The organism is Deferribacter desulfuricans SSM1 (assembly GCF_000010985.1).
Lineage (GTDB): Bacteria > Chrysiogenota > Deferribacteres > Deferribacterales > Deferribacteraceae > Deferribacter > Deferribacter desulfuricans.
Window position 1 is genome coordinate 227,302 of the sequence record NC_013939.1, and the last position, 17,361, is coordinate 244,662.

A 17,361-nucleotide genomic window follows, 5' to 3' on the forward strand; every position below is an offset into this window, starting at 1 on the left:
ATTGTACACCCATCAATTATGGACATCCTCCCATAGTAATAGATAACTCCCCCACAAAAAGGGACCGAAAGGTCCCTTTTTTATTTTATAAATTCATTGCAATCGGTAATAGTATTTATTATAATTTAAGTATGAATGATAAGTTGATTGATCCAGTTGAGATTGCTGAGGATATTTTTTGGGTTGGACATGAATTGCCAGATGACCCTTTTCAATGCCATGTATATTTAATATTAAATGGGAAAGGTTCTATTTTAATCGATCCTGGTTCTAAGATAACTTTTAAATATGCATTAGAGAAGATTGAGCAGATAATACCCTTTTCGTATATAAAGTATTTTATATGTCAGCATCAAGATCCTGACATTACAGCATCCTTGGAAATCATAAGAGATCTTTTGATTAGAGATGATGCAGTTATTGTTAGCCATTGGAGAGCTATTGCTCTCTTAAAACATTACAACCTAAACATCCCTATGATATGTGTGGAAAAGGAAAATTGGAAGTTAAACGCAGGTGGGAGAGAATTAGAGTTTATCTTTACACCATATTGTCATTTTCCTGGTGCTTTTTGTACTTATGATAAAAAAAGCAAAGTCCTATTTTCAAGTGATTTGTTTGGTGGATTTACAGATAGGTTCAAACTTTTTGCAGAAGATATTAATTATTTTGATTCAATAGCTGCCTTTCATGAACCCTATATGCCATCAAAAGAGATTTTAGTACATAGTTTAAAAAAAATTGAACAGTATGATATTGATTTAATCGCTCCTCAACATGGATCAATTATTAGGAGAGATTTGATAAAACCTATAATAAATAAAATGAAAAATCTTGATTGTGGGCTTTTTTTGCTTACGCAATCAAGTACTGAGTTGGAAAAGCTTAGAAAGCTGAATAAATTCTTAAACGCTTTTTTGGAAACAATGGCAACTTATAAAGATTTTACCGAGCTTATTAGAGAGTTTGTTATAGAATTAAGGAGTGCTTTTGATTTTGATAGTATTGAATTTTATACAGATTATAAAGGGACACTTTTATATTTTTTAGCTGAGACTCCATCAATATGGGAAAAAATCAAACAGCAAGAATATGTTAAAGATATTTTACAAATAAAAATGAGTGAGTACTATGAAAAGTACCCTAACTACTTATATGTAAGAAATGTTCTATATATTCCTATCCCTGAAATTGAAAGTGATAAAATTATTGCTGTTATGAAGTTATATTTAAAAGAGTCTATTGTGATTGATAATGATATTTTAGAAATTCTGAAAGAGGTTATAAATTTCTTAAGTATAGCTTTTGAAAGAGAGTTTATCAGAAGAAAATTGATTGAAGAGCGAGAAAAATTTTATGAGATCTCTATACATGATACTTTAACAGGGTGTTATTCTAGATATTATTTGAAAGAAACAATAAAGAGAGTTTTAGCGATACATGATAGAGGGGAAATAAGAAATGTTGGTATTGTAATGCTTGATATAGATGACTTTAAAAATATAAATGACACTTATGGGCACGATGTTGGGGATGAAGTGTTAAAAGTTATTGCAGATATTATTAAAAATGAGGTTAGAGTGGGTGACATCCCTGTTAGATATGGTGGTGAAGAGTTTATGATTGTTGCGGTGGTAAATGATATCAAAAGTGTTTATATGGTTGCAGAGAGGATTAGAACAAAACTTGAAGAATACAAATGGGATGCACCGTTAGATAAGGAAAGAATTACTGCGAGTTTTGGTGTAGTACTTAGGAAAAAAGGGGAATCTTTTGAAGATGTAATTAAAAGAGTGGATATTAATTTGTATAAGGCTAAATCTGCTGGGAAAAATACTGTTATTTGCGAAGAATAAAGATTTTTATCTTTTAAGTCTAGATTATAATTCCCAATATTCATATTTTTTGTTATAAGTAAGTTAATATAACAATTGGGGTGAGCAATGATAAATTATGTTTTTGATACAAATGTGCTACTTTATGATCCGATGTCAATTTTTACTTTTGAAAACAGTGTTATTAATATACCGATTACAGTTATTGAAGAGATAGATATTTTTAAAAAGCACATGGATCAAACAGGTTATAATGCAAGGTTTGTAGCAAGAAAGCTTGATGAGCTAAGAAGTTTGGGAGAACTAAATAAAGGGGTTAAGATAGAAAATGGCTCTATAATAAGGGTTAATGTCTGTAATCATCATTTAAAAGATTTGATACCAGATGAGCTGATTAGTGATAAAGCTGATAACCTTATACTTTCTGTGGCTAAGTACTTGCAGGAAAAAGAGGATAAAGAGGTTATTTTTGTTACCAAGGATGCTAATTTAAGGATTAAGGCTGATGTATTGGGAATAAAATCAATAGATTATGAAAAAGATAAGGTAGAAATAGAAAGTTTTTTTGAGGGTGCTAAAAAGGTTGTGGTTAGTGATGACATAATAAATAGATTTTATCAAGATGGGGAGCTTGAAATAGAAATTGATGCAGCTGAAAACGAGTATCTGTTTTTGGTTTCAGAAATAAATGAGAAACATACTGCTCTTGGAAGGTATTCTAAGAAAAATGGGAAAGTTGTTAAAATTAAAGAGTTCAAAGAAGGGGTTTGGGGGATATTTGCTAGAAATGCCGAGCAAAAGTTTGCTTTTGATGCATTGATGGATGATTCTATCAAGCTTGTCTGTTTGATGGGGATTGCGGGCACAGGGAAAACACTACTGGCAATAGCAGCAGGACTTAAAAAGGTTGCAGATGATAGGGTTTATAAAAAACTCCTTGTGGCAAGGCCTATTTTCCCTATGGGAAAAGATTTGGGTTATTTGCCAGGAGAATTGAAAGAGAAATTAAACCCTTGGATGCAACCTGTCTATGATAATTTACAGCTAATTTTATCCAGTGAAGATGGTGGTTATTCTTACAAGGCACTTCTTGAGCAAAATATTGTGGAAATTGAAGCTCTTACTTATATCAGAGGAAGGAGTATGCCAAACCAATATTTTATAGTGGATGAAGCCCAAAATTTAACCCCTCATGAGATAAAAACAATACTTACAAGGGCAGGTGAGAATACAAAGGTTATTTTGACAGGTGATCCTTATCAGATAGACAATCCGTATATAGATTATCATTCAAATGGATTGACTTATGTTGTGGATAAATTTAAAGATGACGAAATCGCTGCTGTGGTAACTTTGATAAAAGGGGAAAGATCTGAGCTTGCCACAAAGGCAGCTAAAAAGTTGTAGAGGTAAAAGATGGAATCTTTTGTAGAAAATATATTTGAAGAGATGAAAGAAACATTAAACAAATTTACTGCAAAAAATAAGAATCTACTTATTGCAATAGCTCAAGAGATTGCGGATTGCTTTATGGAAGAGGGTAAATTGCTTATTTTTGGTAATGGTGGAAGTGCTGCTGATGCCCAGCATATTGCTGCAGAGTTTATAAATAGATTCAAGATTGAAAGACCATCGCTTCCTGCAATAGCTTTGACTACTGATACTTCTGTGCTAACATCTATCAGTAACGATTACGATTTTAATCAGGTATTTTTAAAACAAGTAATGGCATTGGCTGATGAAAGGGATATCGTTTGGGGTATTTCTACCAGTGGTAACTCAGAGAATGTAATAAATGCCCTTAGGTTTGCTGCAACAAATGATATCAAAACAATCGGCTTTACTGGTAAAGATGGTGGTAAAATGAATGGGCTTTGCGATTTACTTTTAGTGGTGGATTCAGATAATACTGCAAGGATACAAGAGATGCATATTGCTGCAGCACATATAATTTGTGAGCTCGTTGATGAGATTATGTTTGGTAGATTTTCAGATATGTTAGAGGATGAATGATGGAAAATATCATTTTTGATGTGGATAAATTAGTTAATATTATTGATAGAAAAGGTAAAAAAGTTGTTTTTACGAATGGATGTTTTGATATAGTGCATTATGGACATATATCTTATCTTTATAAAGCAAAAGAACTTGGAGATATTTTAGTTGTGGCATTAAATAGCGATGAATCTGTAAAGAGGTTAAAAGGGGAGAAAAGACCTATAAATAGTTTAAAAGAACGAGCAGCTTTAATTGCTTCTTTAAAACCTGTGGACTATGTGACTATGTTTGAAGAGGATACACCTTATAACATTATTAAAAAGATAAAACCTGATGTGCTTGTAAAGGGTGGTGATTGGAAAGAGGATGAAATTGTTGGCTCTGATATTGTAAAAAGCTATGGTGGAGAGGTTTATTCTTTAAATTTTGTGGAAGGGTTTGCAACAACAAATATTATAGAAAAGATTATTGATTTATATTGTAAATAATGGATAGATCTGTTTTTTCGTCACTTTGGGGATCATCAAAATCATTTTTATTAAGGATGTTACTTAAAGAAAGTCAAAATAGCAGTCTTATTATCTGTGAAAACAGAAATGAAATGGAAAAAGTTGTTCAGGAGTTAAACTTTTTTTTGCCAGATACGGAAATATTGAGTTTTCCAGAATACACACATGAGCCTTTTGATGAAGTAAAGATTGAATCAAATATTTTATCAGAAAGGGTAACATCTCTAAAAAAGTTGATAACTGATAATGATCAAAAGGTTGTTGTTGGAACATTCTATTCAATTTTAAAAAAAATTTTTTCTAAAAGTGATTTTAAAAATTCCATTTATTCATTGAAAGTTGGAGATAGTATCAGTTTTGATGAGCTAAGATATATTTTAGGATATTTAGGATATGTTGAAGTTGAATATGTAGGGGATAAAGGGGAATTTATACAAAGAGGCGATTTTTTTGAGATTTTCCTTATAGACAAGGAATATCCTGTAAGATGTGAGTTTTTTGATGATGAATTAGAAGCTATTTATTATTTTGATCCTGTGACAATAAAAAAGGTAAAAGATGTTGATGCTATTGATATTTTACCTGCAAATGAGATTTTATGTGATGAAGAGGATTTAATAAAAAATATTAAAGATGAAACAGTAAGAGAAAGAATTAAAGAATTTGGTAAATTTGCCGGTGTTCATTGGTATGCCCCTTATGTACAAAAGCTTACCCCTTTTTGGGAATACTTGGGGGAAGTTGAATCAGTTTATTTTTTAGGGGATGGTTTTCAAAATAAAATAGAAAATTATTTTGATTACCTTTTAGATAAATTTGAGGAATCTCATCATTTTTATAATTATAAAGAAATTTTTGCTTCTAAAAATGAATTAGAAGCATTTTTGGATAAACATGAGTTTGTTATATTAAGTGAAGTTGATGAGAGCTCAGAAAAACTCCCCTTTAGAGTATCTTCCTCTATTAATTTTTTTACACCTGAAGGGACAAATGTTTATAACAATGCTGAAAGGTTTATCGATAGGCTAAAAAGCTTAATAAAAGATGGATATTCTGCTGTTATTTCTTTTAATAATAAGCGGTTTAAAGAAATTTTTACACAATTTTTGAAAGAGCATGAAATAGCATTTGTTGAGGGGAGTAAATTTTACGATTTAGATAAATGTGGTGTTTTGATAATTGATGCAAACTTTTCAGGTGGTTTTATCAGCGAAAACTATAAGTTGGCTGTTTTTACGGATTATGAGATATTCGGTTTTCAAAAGAAAGCAAAAAAAACTAAGAAAAAAGAGGTATTTAAGACCAATATCTCTGATTTAGAAGAAGGGGATTATGTAGTTCATGTTGATTATGGTATTGGAATATATCGAGGTATTGAAAATAAAGAGATAGGTGGGATAAAGGGAGATTATATAAAAGTAGAATTTGAAAATGGGGAAAACCTTTATATACCTATTTCAAATATTGGACTTTTGCAAAAATATATCGGTACAAAAGGTGGTACTCCAAAGCTGAGCAACCTTCAGTCAAATAGATGGAAAAAATTAAAAGAGCAGGCATATAAAAGTGCTAAAAAACTCGCTGTTGATATTTTAAAAATTTATGCGGAGAGAAAGAGTAGGAGAGGTTTTGCTTTTACAAAGAGTGGGGAGATTTTAAAAACGGTTGAACTTAGATTTCCTTATGAAGAAACAGAGGATCAAATAGTTGTTATCAATGAAGTATTTAATGATATGGAAAGTGAAACCCCTATGGAAAGACTCGTTTGTGGAGATGTGGGCTTTGGAAAGACAGAGGTGGCAATAAGGGCAGCTGCAAAAGCTGTGGAAAATTATAAGCAGGTAGCGATTTTGGCTCCAACGACTGTTTTAGTAAGACAGCACTATCAAAATTTCATAGAAAGATTTAAAGATATGCCTGTTGAAATAGATTATATTTCGAGATTTAAAACATCAAGAGAGATAAAAAGGGCTCTGGAAAGGTTAAAAAAAGGGGAGATAGATATAATTATAGGGACACATAGATTGCTTTCTAAAGATGTAGAATTTTATGATTTAGGTTTACTAATTGTGGATGAGGAGCAGCGTTTTGGTGTAAATCATAAAGAGAAAATAAAGGCATTAAAAAGTAATATAGATGTTTTGACATTGACAGCCACACCAATTCCAAGAACATTACAGCTTTCTCTAAGCGGTTTAAGGGATATGAGCATAATTAACACTCCTCCGCAAGATAGAGAACCTGTTTCGATAAAGATTATTAAAAACGATGAAGAGTTAAATAATGCAATTTTAAAAGAATTAAAAAGGGGTGGGCAGGTCTATTTTTTACATAATAAAGTTGAAGATATAGAAAAAATAGCCTATATGCTCAAAGAAAAATTCCCACTATCAAATACTTCTATTGCACATGGGCAGATGGATGCAAAAGTGTTAGATGAGGTCTTTGAAAAGTTTTATCAAGGTGATGTGGATATTTTGGTATGTACAACAATTATCGAAAATGGTCTTGATATAGCAAATGCAAATACAATTGTTATAAATAATGCTCACACCTTTGGGCTTGCTCAGCTTTATCAATTGAAAGGGAGAGTTGGTAGGGGTAATAAGAGAGGGTATTGTTATTTACGAATTCCTCAAAATGCAAAAATCAATGAAGTGGCAAGGAAAAGGTTAAAAATCATAAGCCAACTGTCTGATTTAGGTAGTGGTTTTAAGATTTCAACTTATGATTTACAGATTAGAGGTGCTGGAGATCTGTTAGGTGCAGAGCAATCAGGTTTTGTGGTAAATGTTGGTTATGAGCTTTATGTGCAGATGATAAATGAAGCGATAAATGAGTTAAAAGGGCATAAAACTGATTTAAATAAAACTGAGATAAATTCTAATTTCCCTCATTATATCCCCGCATCTTATATCCCTTCACACAGAGAGAGAATAGAATACTATAGAAAGATTTCTAAACTAATAACTAAGGAAGACATCGATAACATAAAAGAGGATTTATCTGTTTTTTATGGAGACATACCAGAAGAGACAATGAACTTAATTTATTTAATGTGTTTGAAAAATATATTTTCGGTTTTAGGTGTTAAAACGGCAACATTTTTTAAAAATAGCGTTAATATGGTTTTTCTTGATAAAAATGATTTTGACGTAAATATTTTCTTATCAAAATTAAAAAATAATGATAAGTTAGTGGCAAACTTTAAGAACGGTAATATAATGAGTATTGTTTATAAAGGGGAGGAAAGTTTTTTGGTAGCGCTGTTTAGCTTTTTTGAAGATTATATGAGAGTTGCTGAAAAGGTATGAAAAAATATTTAAGTGTTTTTGCCATTTTTTTTATTTTTGTTATTTTTAGCTGTAACAGTGAAAAGGTAGAAAAAAAAAGTTTAGACAATAATAGTGCACAACTTGTAAAAAAAGTAGTGAATTTAGATGAAGCAGTTGTTGTAATTAATAATAACGCTTATTATCGTAATGATGTGATGAATTTTATATACTTCAATTTTCCAGGCGTTACAGAAGATGATTTTAATAAGGATAATCTAACCCAGTTATTTATAAACGAGTTTATTAAATTTCAATTATTATTGAGTGATGTTAAAAAAAATAATGTTAAGGTTAGTAGTGAGAAACTTAATAGTATTATGAATAAAATAGAGAAAATTGGGGAAGATTCTTTTGTTATTGATTTTCCAATTTCTTTAGAAGAATATAAGAAGCTTTTAAAAGAAAGCTTGATTGTAAAAGAATGGCTAAACAGATTGATAGAAAAAAATATTACAGTTAGTGAGGATGAGGTAAAAAATAAATATAATAAAATTGATAAAACTAAAAAATCCATAGTAAAGTATCATGTTTTACATATTGTAACAGCAAACTATAAAGATGCTTTAAATGCTAGAAGAGCTTTACTTCGAGGAAAAAGTTTTAAAGAGGTTGCTTTGAAATATTCTGTGGGGCCAGAGAAAGACCAAGGAGGAGATTTAGGATATATTGTATTGGACGATATGCCAGTTATTTTCCAGAAGATTAAAAGGCTAAGGATAAAAAGGATAAGTCCTGTTTATAAATCTGACTATGGTTATCATATATTCCAAGTATTGGATAAAAAAAAGGAAGTAGAAGTAGGATATGAGGTTTTAAAACCTAGATTATATCAAGAAATATTTGCAGAAAAAGTAGAAAAATTTATAAATGACTATGTGGAGGTACTTAAGAAAAATGCGAAAATTACCATTAATATTGATAATCTTAATATTGTTAGTGACAATAGCTCAGTCAAAAATAATTGATAAAGTTGTTGCTATTGTTGGTGATAAAATAATCACCCAGTATGATGTGGAAAGTTTTAATCCAAAACAGGTAAAAAAGATTTATTCAATAAAAGATGAAGCAACTAGAGAAAAGTTACTTAAAAAATATTATAAAGAGGTTTTGGACTTTTTGGTAAATCAATATGTGCTGGAAATTGCTGCGGAAAGAGAAGGTATTAAAGTGAGTGAGTCAGAAGTTGAGAACGCTTTAAATGAAGTTTTAACTAAAAATAATATTACTATTGAGCAACTGGAAAAGGTATTGGAAGAAAACAATTTGACACTTGCTAAATATAAGTATCAGCTCAAAAATGAGATTTTAAATGCAAGAATCCGTAATGCATTGATTTTACCAAAACTTGTTGTTACAGAAGAGGATATTAAGCATTATATTGATGAGCATAACAAGGAATTGAAACTTGATGACCAGTTTGAGCTGAGGATAATAAAGATTAAAGATAAAAACAGGTTAGATGAAATAGAAAAATTTTTAAAGAAAGGTGGTTCTTTTGCTGATGCTGCTATAAAGTATTCTGTTGATAAAACAGCAAAATCTGGAGGTTATATTGGTTGGATTAAGCTGAATCATTTACCAGAAAAAATTAGAGAAAAAGTTAAGGGGTATAAAGAAGGTGATATTGTAAAAATAGAAGATAATGGTGAAATTACTTTGTTGTTTATAGAAAATTTTAAGAGTAAATATGATATTGATGATAAGATGAAAGATGAAATAGTTAAAAAAATAAAAGAAAAGATGTATCCTGATGTTGTTAAAAACTGGCTTGAAAAGCATAAGGCAACAATTTTTATAAAGTATATGTAATATGAGACTGGATAAGTTTTTAAAAGTAACAATGCTGATTAAAAGAAGGTCGGTTGCCAATGAGGCTGCAGATGAAGGGTTTATTTATGTAAATGGCAGAAAAGCTAAGGCCTCAACTAAAATTAAAGTGGGTGATAAAATATTGCTTGATATGTGGAATTATAAAAAAGAAGTATTTGTAAAAGCTTTACCTGAGACAAAGGGGGGTATTCCTAAAAAAGATGTCGATAAATATATCGAAGTTTTAAGCTATGAGCCAAAGCATACAGACGATTTCATTTAAATATTTTAACAACTGTTGGCGGGAGTGGGAAGGGATCGAACCTTCCGCCCGCTAAGATAACGGGCCAATCGGCTTTGAAGGCCGCGGGGAGCACCAGCTTCCCAACCACTCCCAACTTTTAGATTATATCTTTTATTAAAGAAGCTTTTAAAATCAACTTTATTCTTTCTTCTACTTTGTATAACCTTTCAGCTAATGTTACTGCAAATATAGAATTTAGTTTAGAAAATAACAATTTATTTTCTCTTTTCAAGGTGTCATATGCTATTGAATCAAAGCTGAGGAGAGTGATATCTGTTTTTGCAAAAACATTTGCGGATCTTGGGTGGTTTGTAAGTATTGCCATTTCACCAAAAAACTCTCCTTCATTGAGAGTTGTGATGAAAAAAACAACTTCTTCAGTAATAGATTTACTGACACCAGCCTGACCTTCCACGATTATATAAAATTTGTCCCCTTTTGAACCTTCTTTAATAATCATTTCTCCCTTTTCAAATGTTTCCACTTTACAATATGATACAAACTCTTCTAATTCTTCCTTTGTAAAGTCTATAAATTTGGGATTTAATTTGATTTTGGCTAAATAATTGCTTGCATCCATCTAAACCCTCCTTATATTTCAAAGTATATTATAAAAAATATATTTTGAAAAGGGGTAGTTATGAAGTACAGAGAAGAAAAAGATAGTATGGGGATTATGAAAGTTCCTGAAAATGCTTATTATGGGGCTCAGACTGCAAGAGCAGTTGAAAATTTTAAAATCAGTGGAAAAGGGCTTCCTAAAGAGTTTATTTATGCTGTTTGTGAAATAAAAAGAGGTGCAGCAATAGCAAACAGGAAGTTAGGATTATTAGATGAGAAAATTGCAGATGCTATAGTTCTTGCAGCAGAAGAGGTTATTGCAGGAAAACTTGATGATCAATTTCCTGTTGATGTATATCAGACAGGTTCAGGGACTTCAACAAATATGAATGTAAATGAAGTAATTGCTAATAGAGCATGCGAAATATTAGATGGTAAAAAGGGGGACAAACATTTGTGCCATCCAAATGATCATATTAATAAAGGGCAATCAAGTAATGATGTAATTCCATCTGCCATTCATATCTCTGCTGCGATTCTAACAAAAAATAATTTATTGCCTGCATTAACAAAGCTAAAAGATAGCTTATTAATGAAAGAGATAGAATTTAAAGATATTATAAAGATAGGTAGGACTCATTTGATGGATGCAGTCCCTGTTACATTGGGACAGGAGTTTTCCGGTTATAGAACTCAGATAGAAAAGGGGATTAAAAGAGTTGAAATAGGGTTAATGGAGCTTTTAGAGCTACCTTTAGGAGGAACTGCACTGGGAACAGGTCTCAATACGCATAAAGATTTTGGAAAAATTGCAATAGAAGAGATAAGTAAAAATACAAAATTAAGTTTTAGGCAAGCTGATAATCTGTTTGAGGGGATTGCAGCTAAGGATGGAGTAGTAAATTTTTGTGGTGCATTAAATACATTAGCTGTCTCTTTAATGAAAATTGCAAACGATTTGAGGCTACTCAATTCTGGGCCAAGATGCGGTATCGCAGAAATTACTTTACCATCGCTTCAGCCAGGAAGCTCCATTATGCCTGGAAAAGTAAATCCTGTAATCCCTGAAGCAGTAATACAAGTGGCTGCAAGGGTAATGGGGAATATGCAAACTATTACAATTGCAGGTAGTAGCGGTCTTTTGGATTTAAATGTGATGATGCCGTTGATTGCAGATACCTTGATAGAGTCGATTAAGTTGCTTACCAATGCTTCAATTTCATTGGCAGAAAAGTGTGTTGATGGAATTGTAGCAAATGTTGATAGGTGTGATGAGCTTGTGGAATGGTCGATGGCACTTGTAACACCTTTAGCACTTAAAATTGGTTATGATGAAGCTGCAAAGATAGCTTATGAGGCTTTTAATAGAAAAATGAAAGTTAAAGATGTAGTAAAAGAGAAGAAGATTTTAAGTGATGAAGAGATAAAAGAGATTTTTGACCCAAGAAAAATGGTATAAAAAAGAGGGGGTAGCCCCCTCTTTTAATTTTCTTCCAATAATGCCGCGTGTGCTGCTGCAAGTCTTGCAACAGGAACTCTATATGGAGAACAACTTACATAGTTTAACCCAACCTTGTGGCAGAAGAATATTGAGTCAGGGTCTCCACCATGCTCGCCACAAATACCTGTTTTTAGTTCAGGTCTTGTACTTCTACCTTTTTTAACACCCATTTCTACAAGCTGGCCAACACCTGTCTGATCGAGAGAAACAAATGGGTCCTCTTTGTAGATACCTTTTTCCACATAAAGTGGTAGGAACTTACCAGAGTCATCTCTTGATAATCCAAGAGTTGTTTGAGTAAGGTCATTTGTTCCAAATGAGAAAAATTCTGCATACTGTGCCACTTCGTCAGCAGTTAAAGCAGCTCTTGGTAATTCGATCATTGTTCCTACAAGATAATCGATATTTACACCATAACTTTCCATAACTTCTTTTGCAACTCTATCAACCATTTCTCTCAAAATAGCTAATTCTTTGTAATGCCCAACAAGTGGGATCATTATCTCTGGTTTTACATCAACCCCTTCTTTTTTACATTCACAGGCAGCTTCCATAATTGCATAAACTTGCATTTCATAAACTTCTGGATATGTGATACCAAGACGACAACCTCTATGACCTAGCATTGGGTTGAACTCTTTTAATTCTTCAACTTTTGCTTTCAATTTATCAGCAGGTATACCTGATGCTTTTGAAACTTTTTCTATGTCTTCATCAGTATGTGGTAAAAATTCATGTAAAGGTGGATCAAGTAAACGTATAGTTACTGGAAGTCCATCCATTACTTTAAAGATACCAATAAAATCTTCTTTTTGGTAAGGTTTAATTTTTTCTAAAGCTTTTCTTCTACCTTCCTCAGTATCGCTTAAAATCATTTCTCTTACTGCATCAATTCTATCGCCTTCAAAGAACATATGTTCTGTCCTACAAAGTCCTATCCCTTCTGCACCAAAGTCTCTTGCTACCTGAGAATCTTTTGGTGTGTCAGCGTTTGTCCTTACTCCTAGTTTTCTAAATTCATCAGCCCATTTGAGGATTTCAGCAAATTCACCAGAAAGCTCAGGCATAATAAGTTTTACTTTACCAAGAATTACTTCACCAGTAGAACCATTGATAGTGATATAATCACCTTCTTTTATTACTTTTCCATCAACCTCAAACTGTTTTTTCTCTTCATCTATCTTAATTGCACCACAACCAGCGACACATGTTTTACCCATACCTCTTGCTACAACTGCTGCGTGGCTTGTCATACCACCTGTAGCTGTTAATATACCTTTTGCTGCGTTCATACCACCAATATCTTCAGGAGATGTTTCAGTTCTTACCAAAATAACATCTTCACCTCTTTCAGCCCAACTTTCTGCATCTTCTGCAGTAAAGACTACTTTACCTACTGCAGCTCCTGGGGATGCTGGCAAACCTTTTGCCAAAACTTCATATTTTTCTTTTGGGTCAATCATTGGGTGCAGAAGTTGATCAACTTGCTCTGGTTGAACCCTTAAAACAGCAGTTTTCTTATCAATTAAACCTTCTTTATACATATCGTAAGCTATTTTTACAGCTGCTCTTGCAGTTCTTTTACCACTTCTTGTTTGAAGTAGATACAGTTTACCTTTTTCAACTGTAAATTCTATATCCTGCATATCTTTGTAATGTGTTTCAAGCTTTTTATAAACTTCTTCTAACTGCTTAAATACTTCTGGCATTTCTTCTTTTAATTTCGCAATTGGTTCTGGTGTTCTGATACCTGCAACAACATCTTCACCTTGTGCATTTATTAAAAATTCACCAAAGAATTCTTTTTCACCTGTAGAGGGGTTTCTTGTAAAAGCAACACCAGTACCAGAGTCATTGCCCATATTACCAAATACCATCGCTACTATATTTACTGCTGTTCCCCAATCATCAGGAATTTTATTGATTTTTCTGTAAGTGATTGCTCTTTGATTATTCCATGAGTCAAATACTGCATTAATTGCAAGTTTTAACTGCTCCATTGTATCTTGAGGGAATGGCTTACCTAACTCTTGCTCAACTAATTTTTTATAAAGCTCTACAACTTTTTTGAAATCTTCTGCATCCAAATCAGTATCGAATTTTACACCTTTTTCTTCTTTAACTTTATCAAGTATCCTCTCAAATTTACCGTGCTCAATACCTAAAACAACATCTGAGAACATCTGGATGAATCTTCTGTATGAGTCATAAGCGAATCTTTCATTGTTTGATACTTCAGCAAGACCTTTAACTGTTTCATCATTTAAGCCAAGGTTTAATACGGTGTCCATCATCCCTGGCATTGAAACTCTTGCCCCTGATCTTACAGAAACCAAAAGAGGATTTTTTGGATCGCCAAATTTTTTACCTACAGTTTCTTCAAGTTTTTTGAGAGCTTCTAAAGCCTGCTCCCACATCCCTTCTGGGTATTGCTTATTGTTGTTGTAATATTCAATACATGCTTCTGTTGTAATTGTGAAACCAGGAGGGACTGGAATACCAAGATTTGTCATTTCTGCTAGCCCTGCTCCTTTCCCCCCTAAAAGCTCTTTCATGGAGCCAGAGCCTTCGGCTTTACCATTTCCAAAAAAGTAAACATACTTTTTCATTTATGCTACCCCCTTCTCTCATTAAGTTTATTAAATAATACCCACTCTCAACAGTGGTTAATAACCTCAATTAGATCGCTTTGTTTTCTCGCGATGACTGCCTATCTGTCATTGCGAGCGTTAGTGAAGCAATCTGTAGATTATACAAAATTTATGTCTAACGCCTCCTAATTTATTAAGCTCAATTCACCTATTTTTTCAAAAAGCGTTTTTAGTTTAGCTAATAGGCTAAGTCTGTTATTTCTAATTTCTTCATTTTTATCCATAACAAGTACATTATCAAAGAAGTTATCTACAGGTTTGCTAAAGCTTAGTAAAACATTTATAGCGTCATTATATTTTTCTTCAGATAAAAGCTGATTTAGTTTTTCTTCATTTTCTTTGATGAGTTTGTTTAGCTCTTTTTCTTCTGATTCAACCAGTAAATCCTCTTTATATTCTGTGTTGTTCCAATTATTTTTATTTAATATGTTTGATATTCTTTTGTAGCTTGTTGAAAGTGTTACAAACTCAGGTTTTTCATAAACTTCATTTAACGCTTTTGCAGCATTAAATATTTGAACGATATCATCAAATACTGCCACTACAGCTTCAAATACATCTGCTCTGATGTTGTACTGGGATGTGGCAATTTGCTTTGCCCTGGTTAAAATAAACTCTTTTGTTTTTTCAAGTATTTCTTCTTTTTGGTATGAGAGTTTATCTTTGTAGTTATCTATAGCTTTTTCTAGCAGTTCAGTTAATGATAAGCGATAGTTTTTATTTAATATGATATTTATTATACCTATTGCGTTTCTCCTTAGAGCATAAGGGTCATTGTTCCCTGTAGGGATTAAACCGATAATAAAACAACCAGTTATAGTGTCAATTTTATCAGCGATAGATATAAATGCTCCTTCATCAGTTTTTGGTAGCTCATCACCAGAAAATCTTGGAAGATAATGCTCAAATATAGCATCAGCGACAAGTTGTTCTTCACCTTGGATAAGTGCGTATTCTCTACCCATCACACCCTGAAGCTCAGGGAATTCATATACCATTTCTGTCATAAGGTCAGCTTTACATAAAAAGGCTGCCCTATCAGTAGTAGTTGCTTTGTTTGGAGCTAACTTTTTTGCAAGGAAGAGAGCTATTTCACGAAATCTCTCCATCTTTTCATAAGATGTGCCAAGTTGTTCCTGATAGACAACCTTTTTCAGTTGCTCCATCCTTTCTTCAAGTGGAACTTTTTTATCATTTTCGAAAAAGAACATAGCATCATTTAATCTTGCTTTTAAAACACGCTCATAACCAGATTTAATTAATGAATCATCTTTAGGTTTAGTGTTAGAGATTCCAACGAAGCTGTTTAAAATTTTGCCATCTTTTTCTCTATAAAAATATTTTTGATGGTTTTTCATCGATGTTATAAGTACTTCTTTTGGCAGTTGTAAAAAGTGTTCAGGGAATTCACCTAATATTGGGTGAGGGTATTCAACTAAATTTGCAACAGTATCAAGTAGGTCTTCATCTATAAAAACGTTACCAATATTGTTTAGAAAAGACCTTATAATCTCTTTTCTTTCATTAAAATCTACTATCACAAAGTTTTCTTTAAGTTTTGCTTTGTATTCATCAAAAGAGCTGATTTTAATTTGCTTATTAGCCATAAATCTGTGACCAAATGTATAATTACCGGCTTTAATCCCCTCAATTTCAAATTCTAAAACCTTACCATTATATATAGAAAGAAACCAGTGGATTGGTCTTGCGAATCTAAGGTTTTTATCCCCCCATTTCATACTTTTTGGAAAAGGGAAATTTTTTATTGTTTGAACAACCAAGTTTTTTAGAATATTTACAGTATCTTCACCTTTTACCTTTTTTGTACCAACTAAATATTCACCTTTATCAGTTTTAACACTTCTTAATGTATTGACATCAAGCCCTTTTGATTTAGCAAAACCCAATGCTGTTTTTGTCAAATTTCCATTTTCATCAAAAGCTATATTTGCAGGGGGGCCTTTTATCTCTTCTTCTAGATCAGCTTGTCTATCTGAAATATTTTCTATATAAAGGAACAACCTTCTTGGAGTTCCACCAGATTCAATGGATGAATAGTTTATTCTGTTTTTTTCTAACTCATTTTTAAAATGTTCTTTTAAGAAATTTGCTGCAGGATTAATAAATGACGCAGGTATCTCCTCAGTTCCTATTTCTAATATATAAAAAGACATAATACCCCCTTTAAAAAAACGTTTGAGGAGTTATATATTAGAAAAGTGCAAATTTTCAAGGAAAATTTGCACTTATACAAATCTATAAGGTAGATTCTTTTCTAATTCTATTATTTTAGGTTTGTTTTTTAACAGTTCTAATAAGCTATCGTATGTACCAGTTAAAAAAGCCTGCCTGTTTGTTTCTTTCATATCAAAATTATATGTTTTGTTTCCAACTGTTAAGGTATTATTTTCTAGATCTATAACAACTTTTATATCTGGTGTGTTATTAACGGTTTTGTATATTTTTTCGATTTTTTCTTTAGGTAATGTTATGCACACTATACCTAATGTGGTTGAATTTCCTAAGAAAATCTCAGCAAAACTTTCAGCAATTATAGCATCTATCCCTGCTCGTTTTAGAGCCTGAGGAGCGTGTTCTCTTGAAGAACCGCAACCAAAATTTTTCCCTGTTAAAATAATATTTGAACCTTTGAACTTTTCATCATCTAAAGGATGCCCAAGAGAGTTCCCTTCTTTATCAAATCTTTCATCATAAAAAGCAAATTCCCCTAAACCGTCAAATGTAACACATTTTAAATATCTTGCAGGAATTATTCTGTCTGTATCTATATCATCACCTAAAATTGGTACTATTCTGCCTTCAACCTTTTTTATATGCCCAGATTGCATTATGCCCTC

General features: G+C 32.2%; 13 protein-coding genes and 1 tRNA gene. 9 read left to right on the forward strand and 5 right to left on the reverse strand.

The window, feature by feature from the left end; translation table 11 throughout:
• Positions 1 to 131 precede the first annotated feature (131 nt).
• The 8 genes from DEFDS_RS01150 (at position 132) to DEFDS_RS01185 (ending at position 9,769) form a co-directional block, all read left to right on the forward strand.
• The gene (locus DEFDS_RS01150; RefSeq protein ID WP_013006984.1) at positions 132 to 1,856 is read left to right on the forward strand and encodes a diguanylate cyclase; all 1,725 of its coding nucleotides are present in this window, start codon (positions 132 to 134) and stop codon (positions 1,854 to 1,856) included.
• Between the two features lie 87 nt (positions 1,857 to 1,943).
• Complete coding sequence (locus DEFDS_RS01155; RefSeq protein ID WP_013006985.1) at positions 1,944 to 3,242, forward strand: PhoH family protein; 1,299 nt, start codon at positions 1,944 to 1,946, stop codon at positions 3,240 to 3,242.
• 9 nt (positions 3,243 to 3,251) lie between these two features.
• Positions 3,252 to 3,848, forward strand: coding sequence for a D-sedoheptulose-7-phosphate isomerase (locus DEFDS_RS01160; protein ID WP_013006986.1), 597 nt, complete (start codon positions 3,252 to 3,254; stop codon positions 3,846 to 3,848).
• Positions 3,848 to 4,321 (forward strand): D-glycero-beta-D-manno-heptose 1-phosphate adenylyltransferase, encoded by a 474-nt coding sequence (gene rfaE2, locus DEFDS_RS01165; RefSeq protein WP_013006987.1) that lies wholly within the window; start codon positions 3,848 to 3,850, stop codon positions 4,319 to 4,321. Before DEFDS_RS01160 ends, rfaE2 begins: the two co-directional genes overlap by 1 nt.
• On the forward strand, positions 4,321 to 7,656 hold the full coding sequence (gene mfd / locus DEFDS_RS01170) for a transcription-repair coupling factor (protein ID WP_013006988.1): 3,336 nt from the start codon (positions 4,321 to 4,323) through the stop codon (positions 7,654 to 7,656). Before rfaE2 ends, mfd begins: the two co-directional genes overlap by 1 nt.
• The gene (locus tag DEFDS_RS01175) at positions 7,653 to 8,642 is read left to right on the forward strand and encodes a peptidylprolyl isomerase (protein ID WP_013006989.1); all 990 of its coding nucleotides are present in this window, start codon (positions 7,653 to 7,655) and stop codon (positions 8,640 to 8,642) included. The genes mfd and DEFDS_RS01175 overlap by 4 nt, the downstream gene beginning before the upstream one ends.
• On the forward strand, positions 8,572 to 9,486 hold the full coding sequence (locus DEFDS_RS01180; RefSeq protein WP_013006990.1) for a SurA N-terminal domain-containing protein: 915 nt from the start codon (positions 8,572 to 8,574) through the stop codon (positions 9,484 to 9,486). The genes DEFDS_RS01175 and DEFDS_RS01180 overlap by 71 nt, the downstream gene beginning before the upstream one ends.
• A gap of 1 nt (position 9,487) precedes the next feature.
• A complete protein-coding gene (locus DEFDS_RS01185; protein ID WP_013006991.1) occupies positions 9,488 to 9,769 on the forward strand; it encodes an RNA-binding S4 domain-containing protein in 282 nt (93 codons plus the stop codon).
• Positions 9,770 to 9,785: 16 nt separating this feature from the next.
• On the opposite strand, the gene DEFDS_RS01190 is transcribed toward DEFDS_RS01185, so the two are convergent.
• Both DEFDS_RS01190 and DEFDS_RS01195 read right to left on the reverse strand, forming a co-directional pair.
• A tRNA-Sec gene (locus DEFDS_RS01190) sits at positions 9,786 to 9,882 on the reverse strand.
• A gap of 5 nt (positions 9,883 to 9,887) precedes the next feature.
• Positions 9,888 to 10,370 (reverse strand): cyclic nucleotide-binding domain-containing protein, encoded by a 483-nt coding sequence (locus DEFDS_RS01195; RefSeq protein ID WP_013006992.1) that lies wholly within the window; start codon positions 10,368 to 10,370, stop codon positions 9,888 to 9,890.
• Between the two features lie 60 nt (positions 10,371 to 10,430).
• Between DEFDS_RS01195 and DEFDS_RS01200 the strand changes: the two genes are divergently transcribed.
• The gene (locus DEFDS_RS01200) at positions 10,431 to 11,810 is read left to right on the forward strand and encodes a class II fumarate hydratase (protein WP_013006993.1); all 1,380 of its coding nucleotides are present in this window, start codon (positions 10,431 to 10,433) and stop codon (positions 11,808 to 11,810) included.
• A 23-nt stretch (positions 11,811 to 11,833) separates the two neighbouring features.
• Here DEFDS_RS01200 and ppdK read toward each other — a convergent pair whose 3' ends face one another.
• The 3 genes from ppdK to leuD form a co-directional block, all read right to left on the reverse strand.
• Positions 11,834 to 14,461: a pyruvate, phosphate dikinase gene (gene ppdK, locus DEFDS_RS01205; RefSeq protein ID WP_013006994.1), complete on the reverse strand. Its 2,628-nt coding sequence runs from the start codon at positions 14,459 to 14,461 to the stop codon at positions 11,834 to 11,836.
• Between the two features lie 167 nt (positions 14,462 to 14,628).
• Positions 14,629 to 16,677 (reverse strand): glycine--tRNA ligase subunit beta, encoded by a 2,049-nt coding sequence (glyS, locus tag DEFDS_RS01210; protein ID WP_013006995.1) that lies wholly within the window; start codon positions 16,675 to 16,677, stop codon positions 14,629 to 14,631.
• A gap of 72 nt (positions 16,678 to 16,749) precedes the next feature.
• Positions 16,750 to 17,352 (reverse strand): 3-isopropylmalate dehydratase small subunit, encoded by a 603-nt coding sequence (leuD, locus tag DEFDS_RS01215; protein WP_013006996.1) that lies wholly within the window; start codon positions 17,350 to 17,352, stop codon positions 16,750 to 16,752.
• Positions 17,353 to 17,361: the final 9 nt, after the last annotated feature.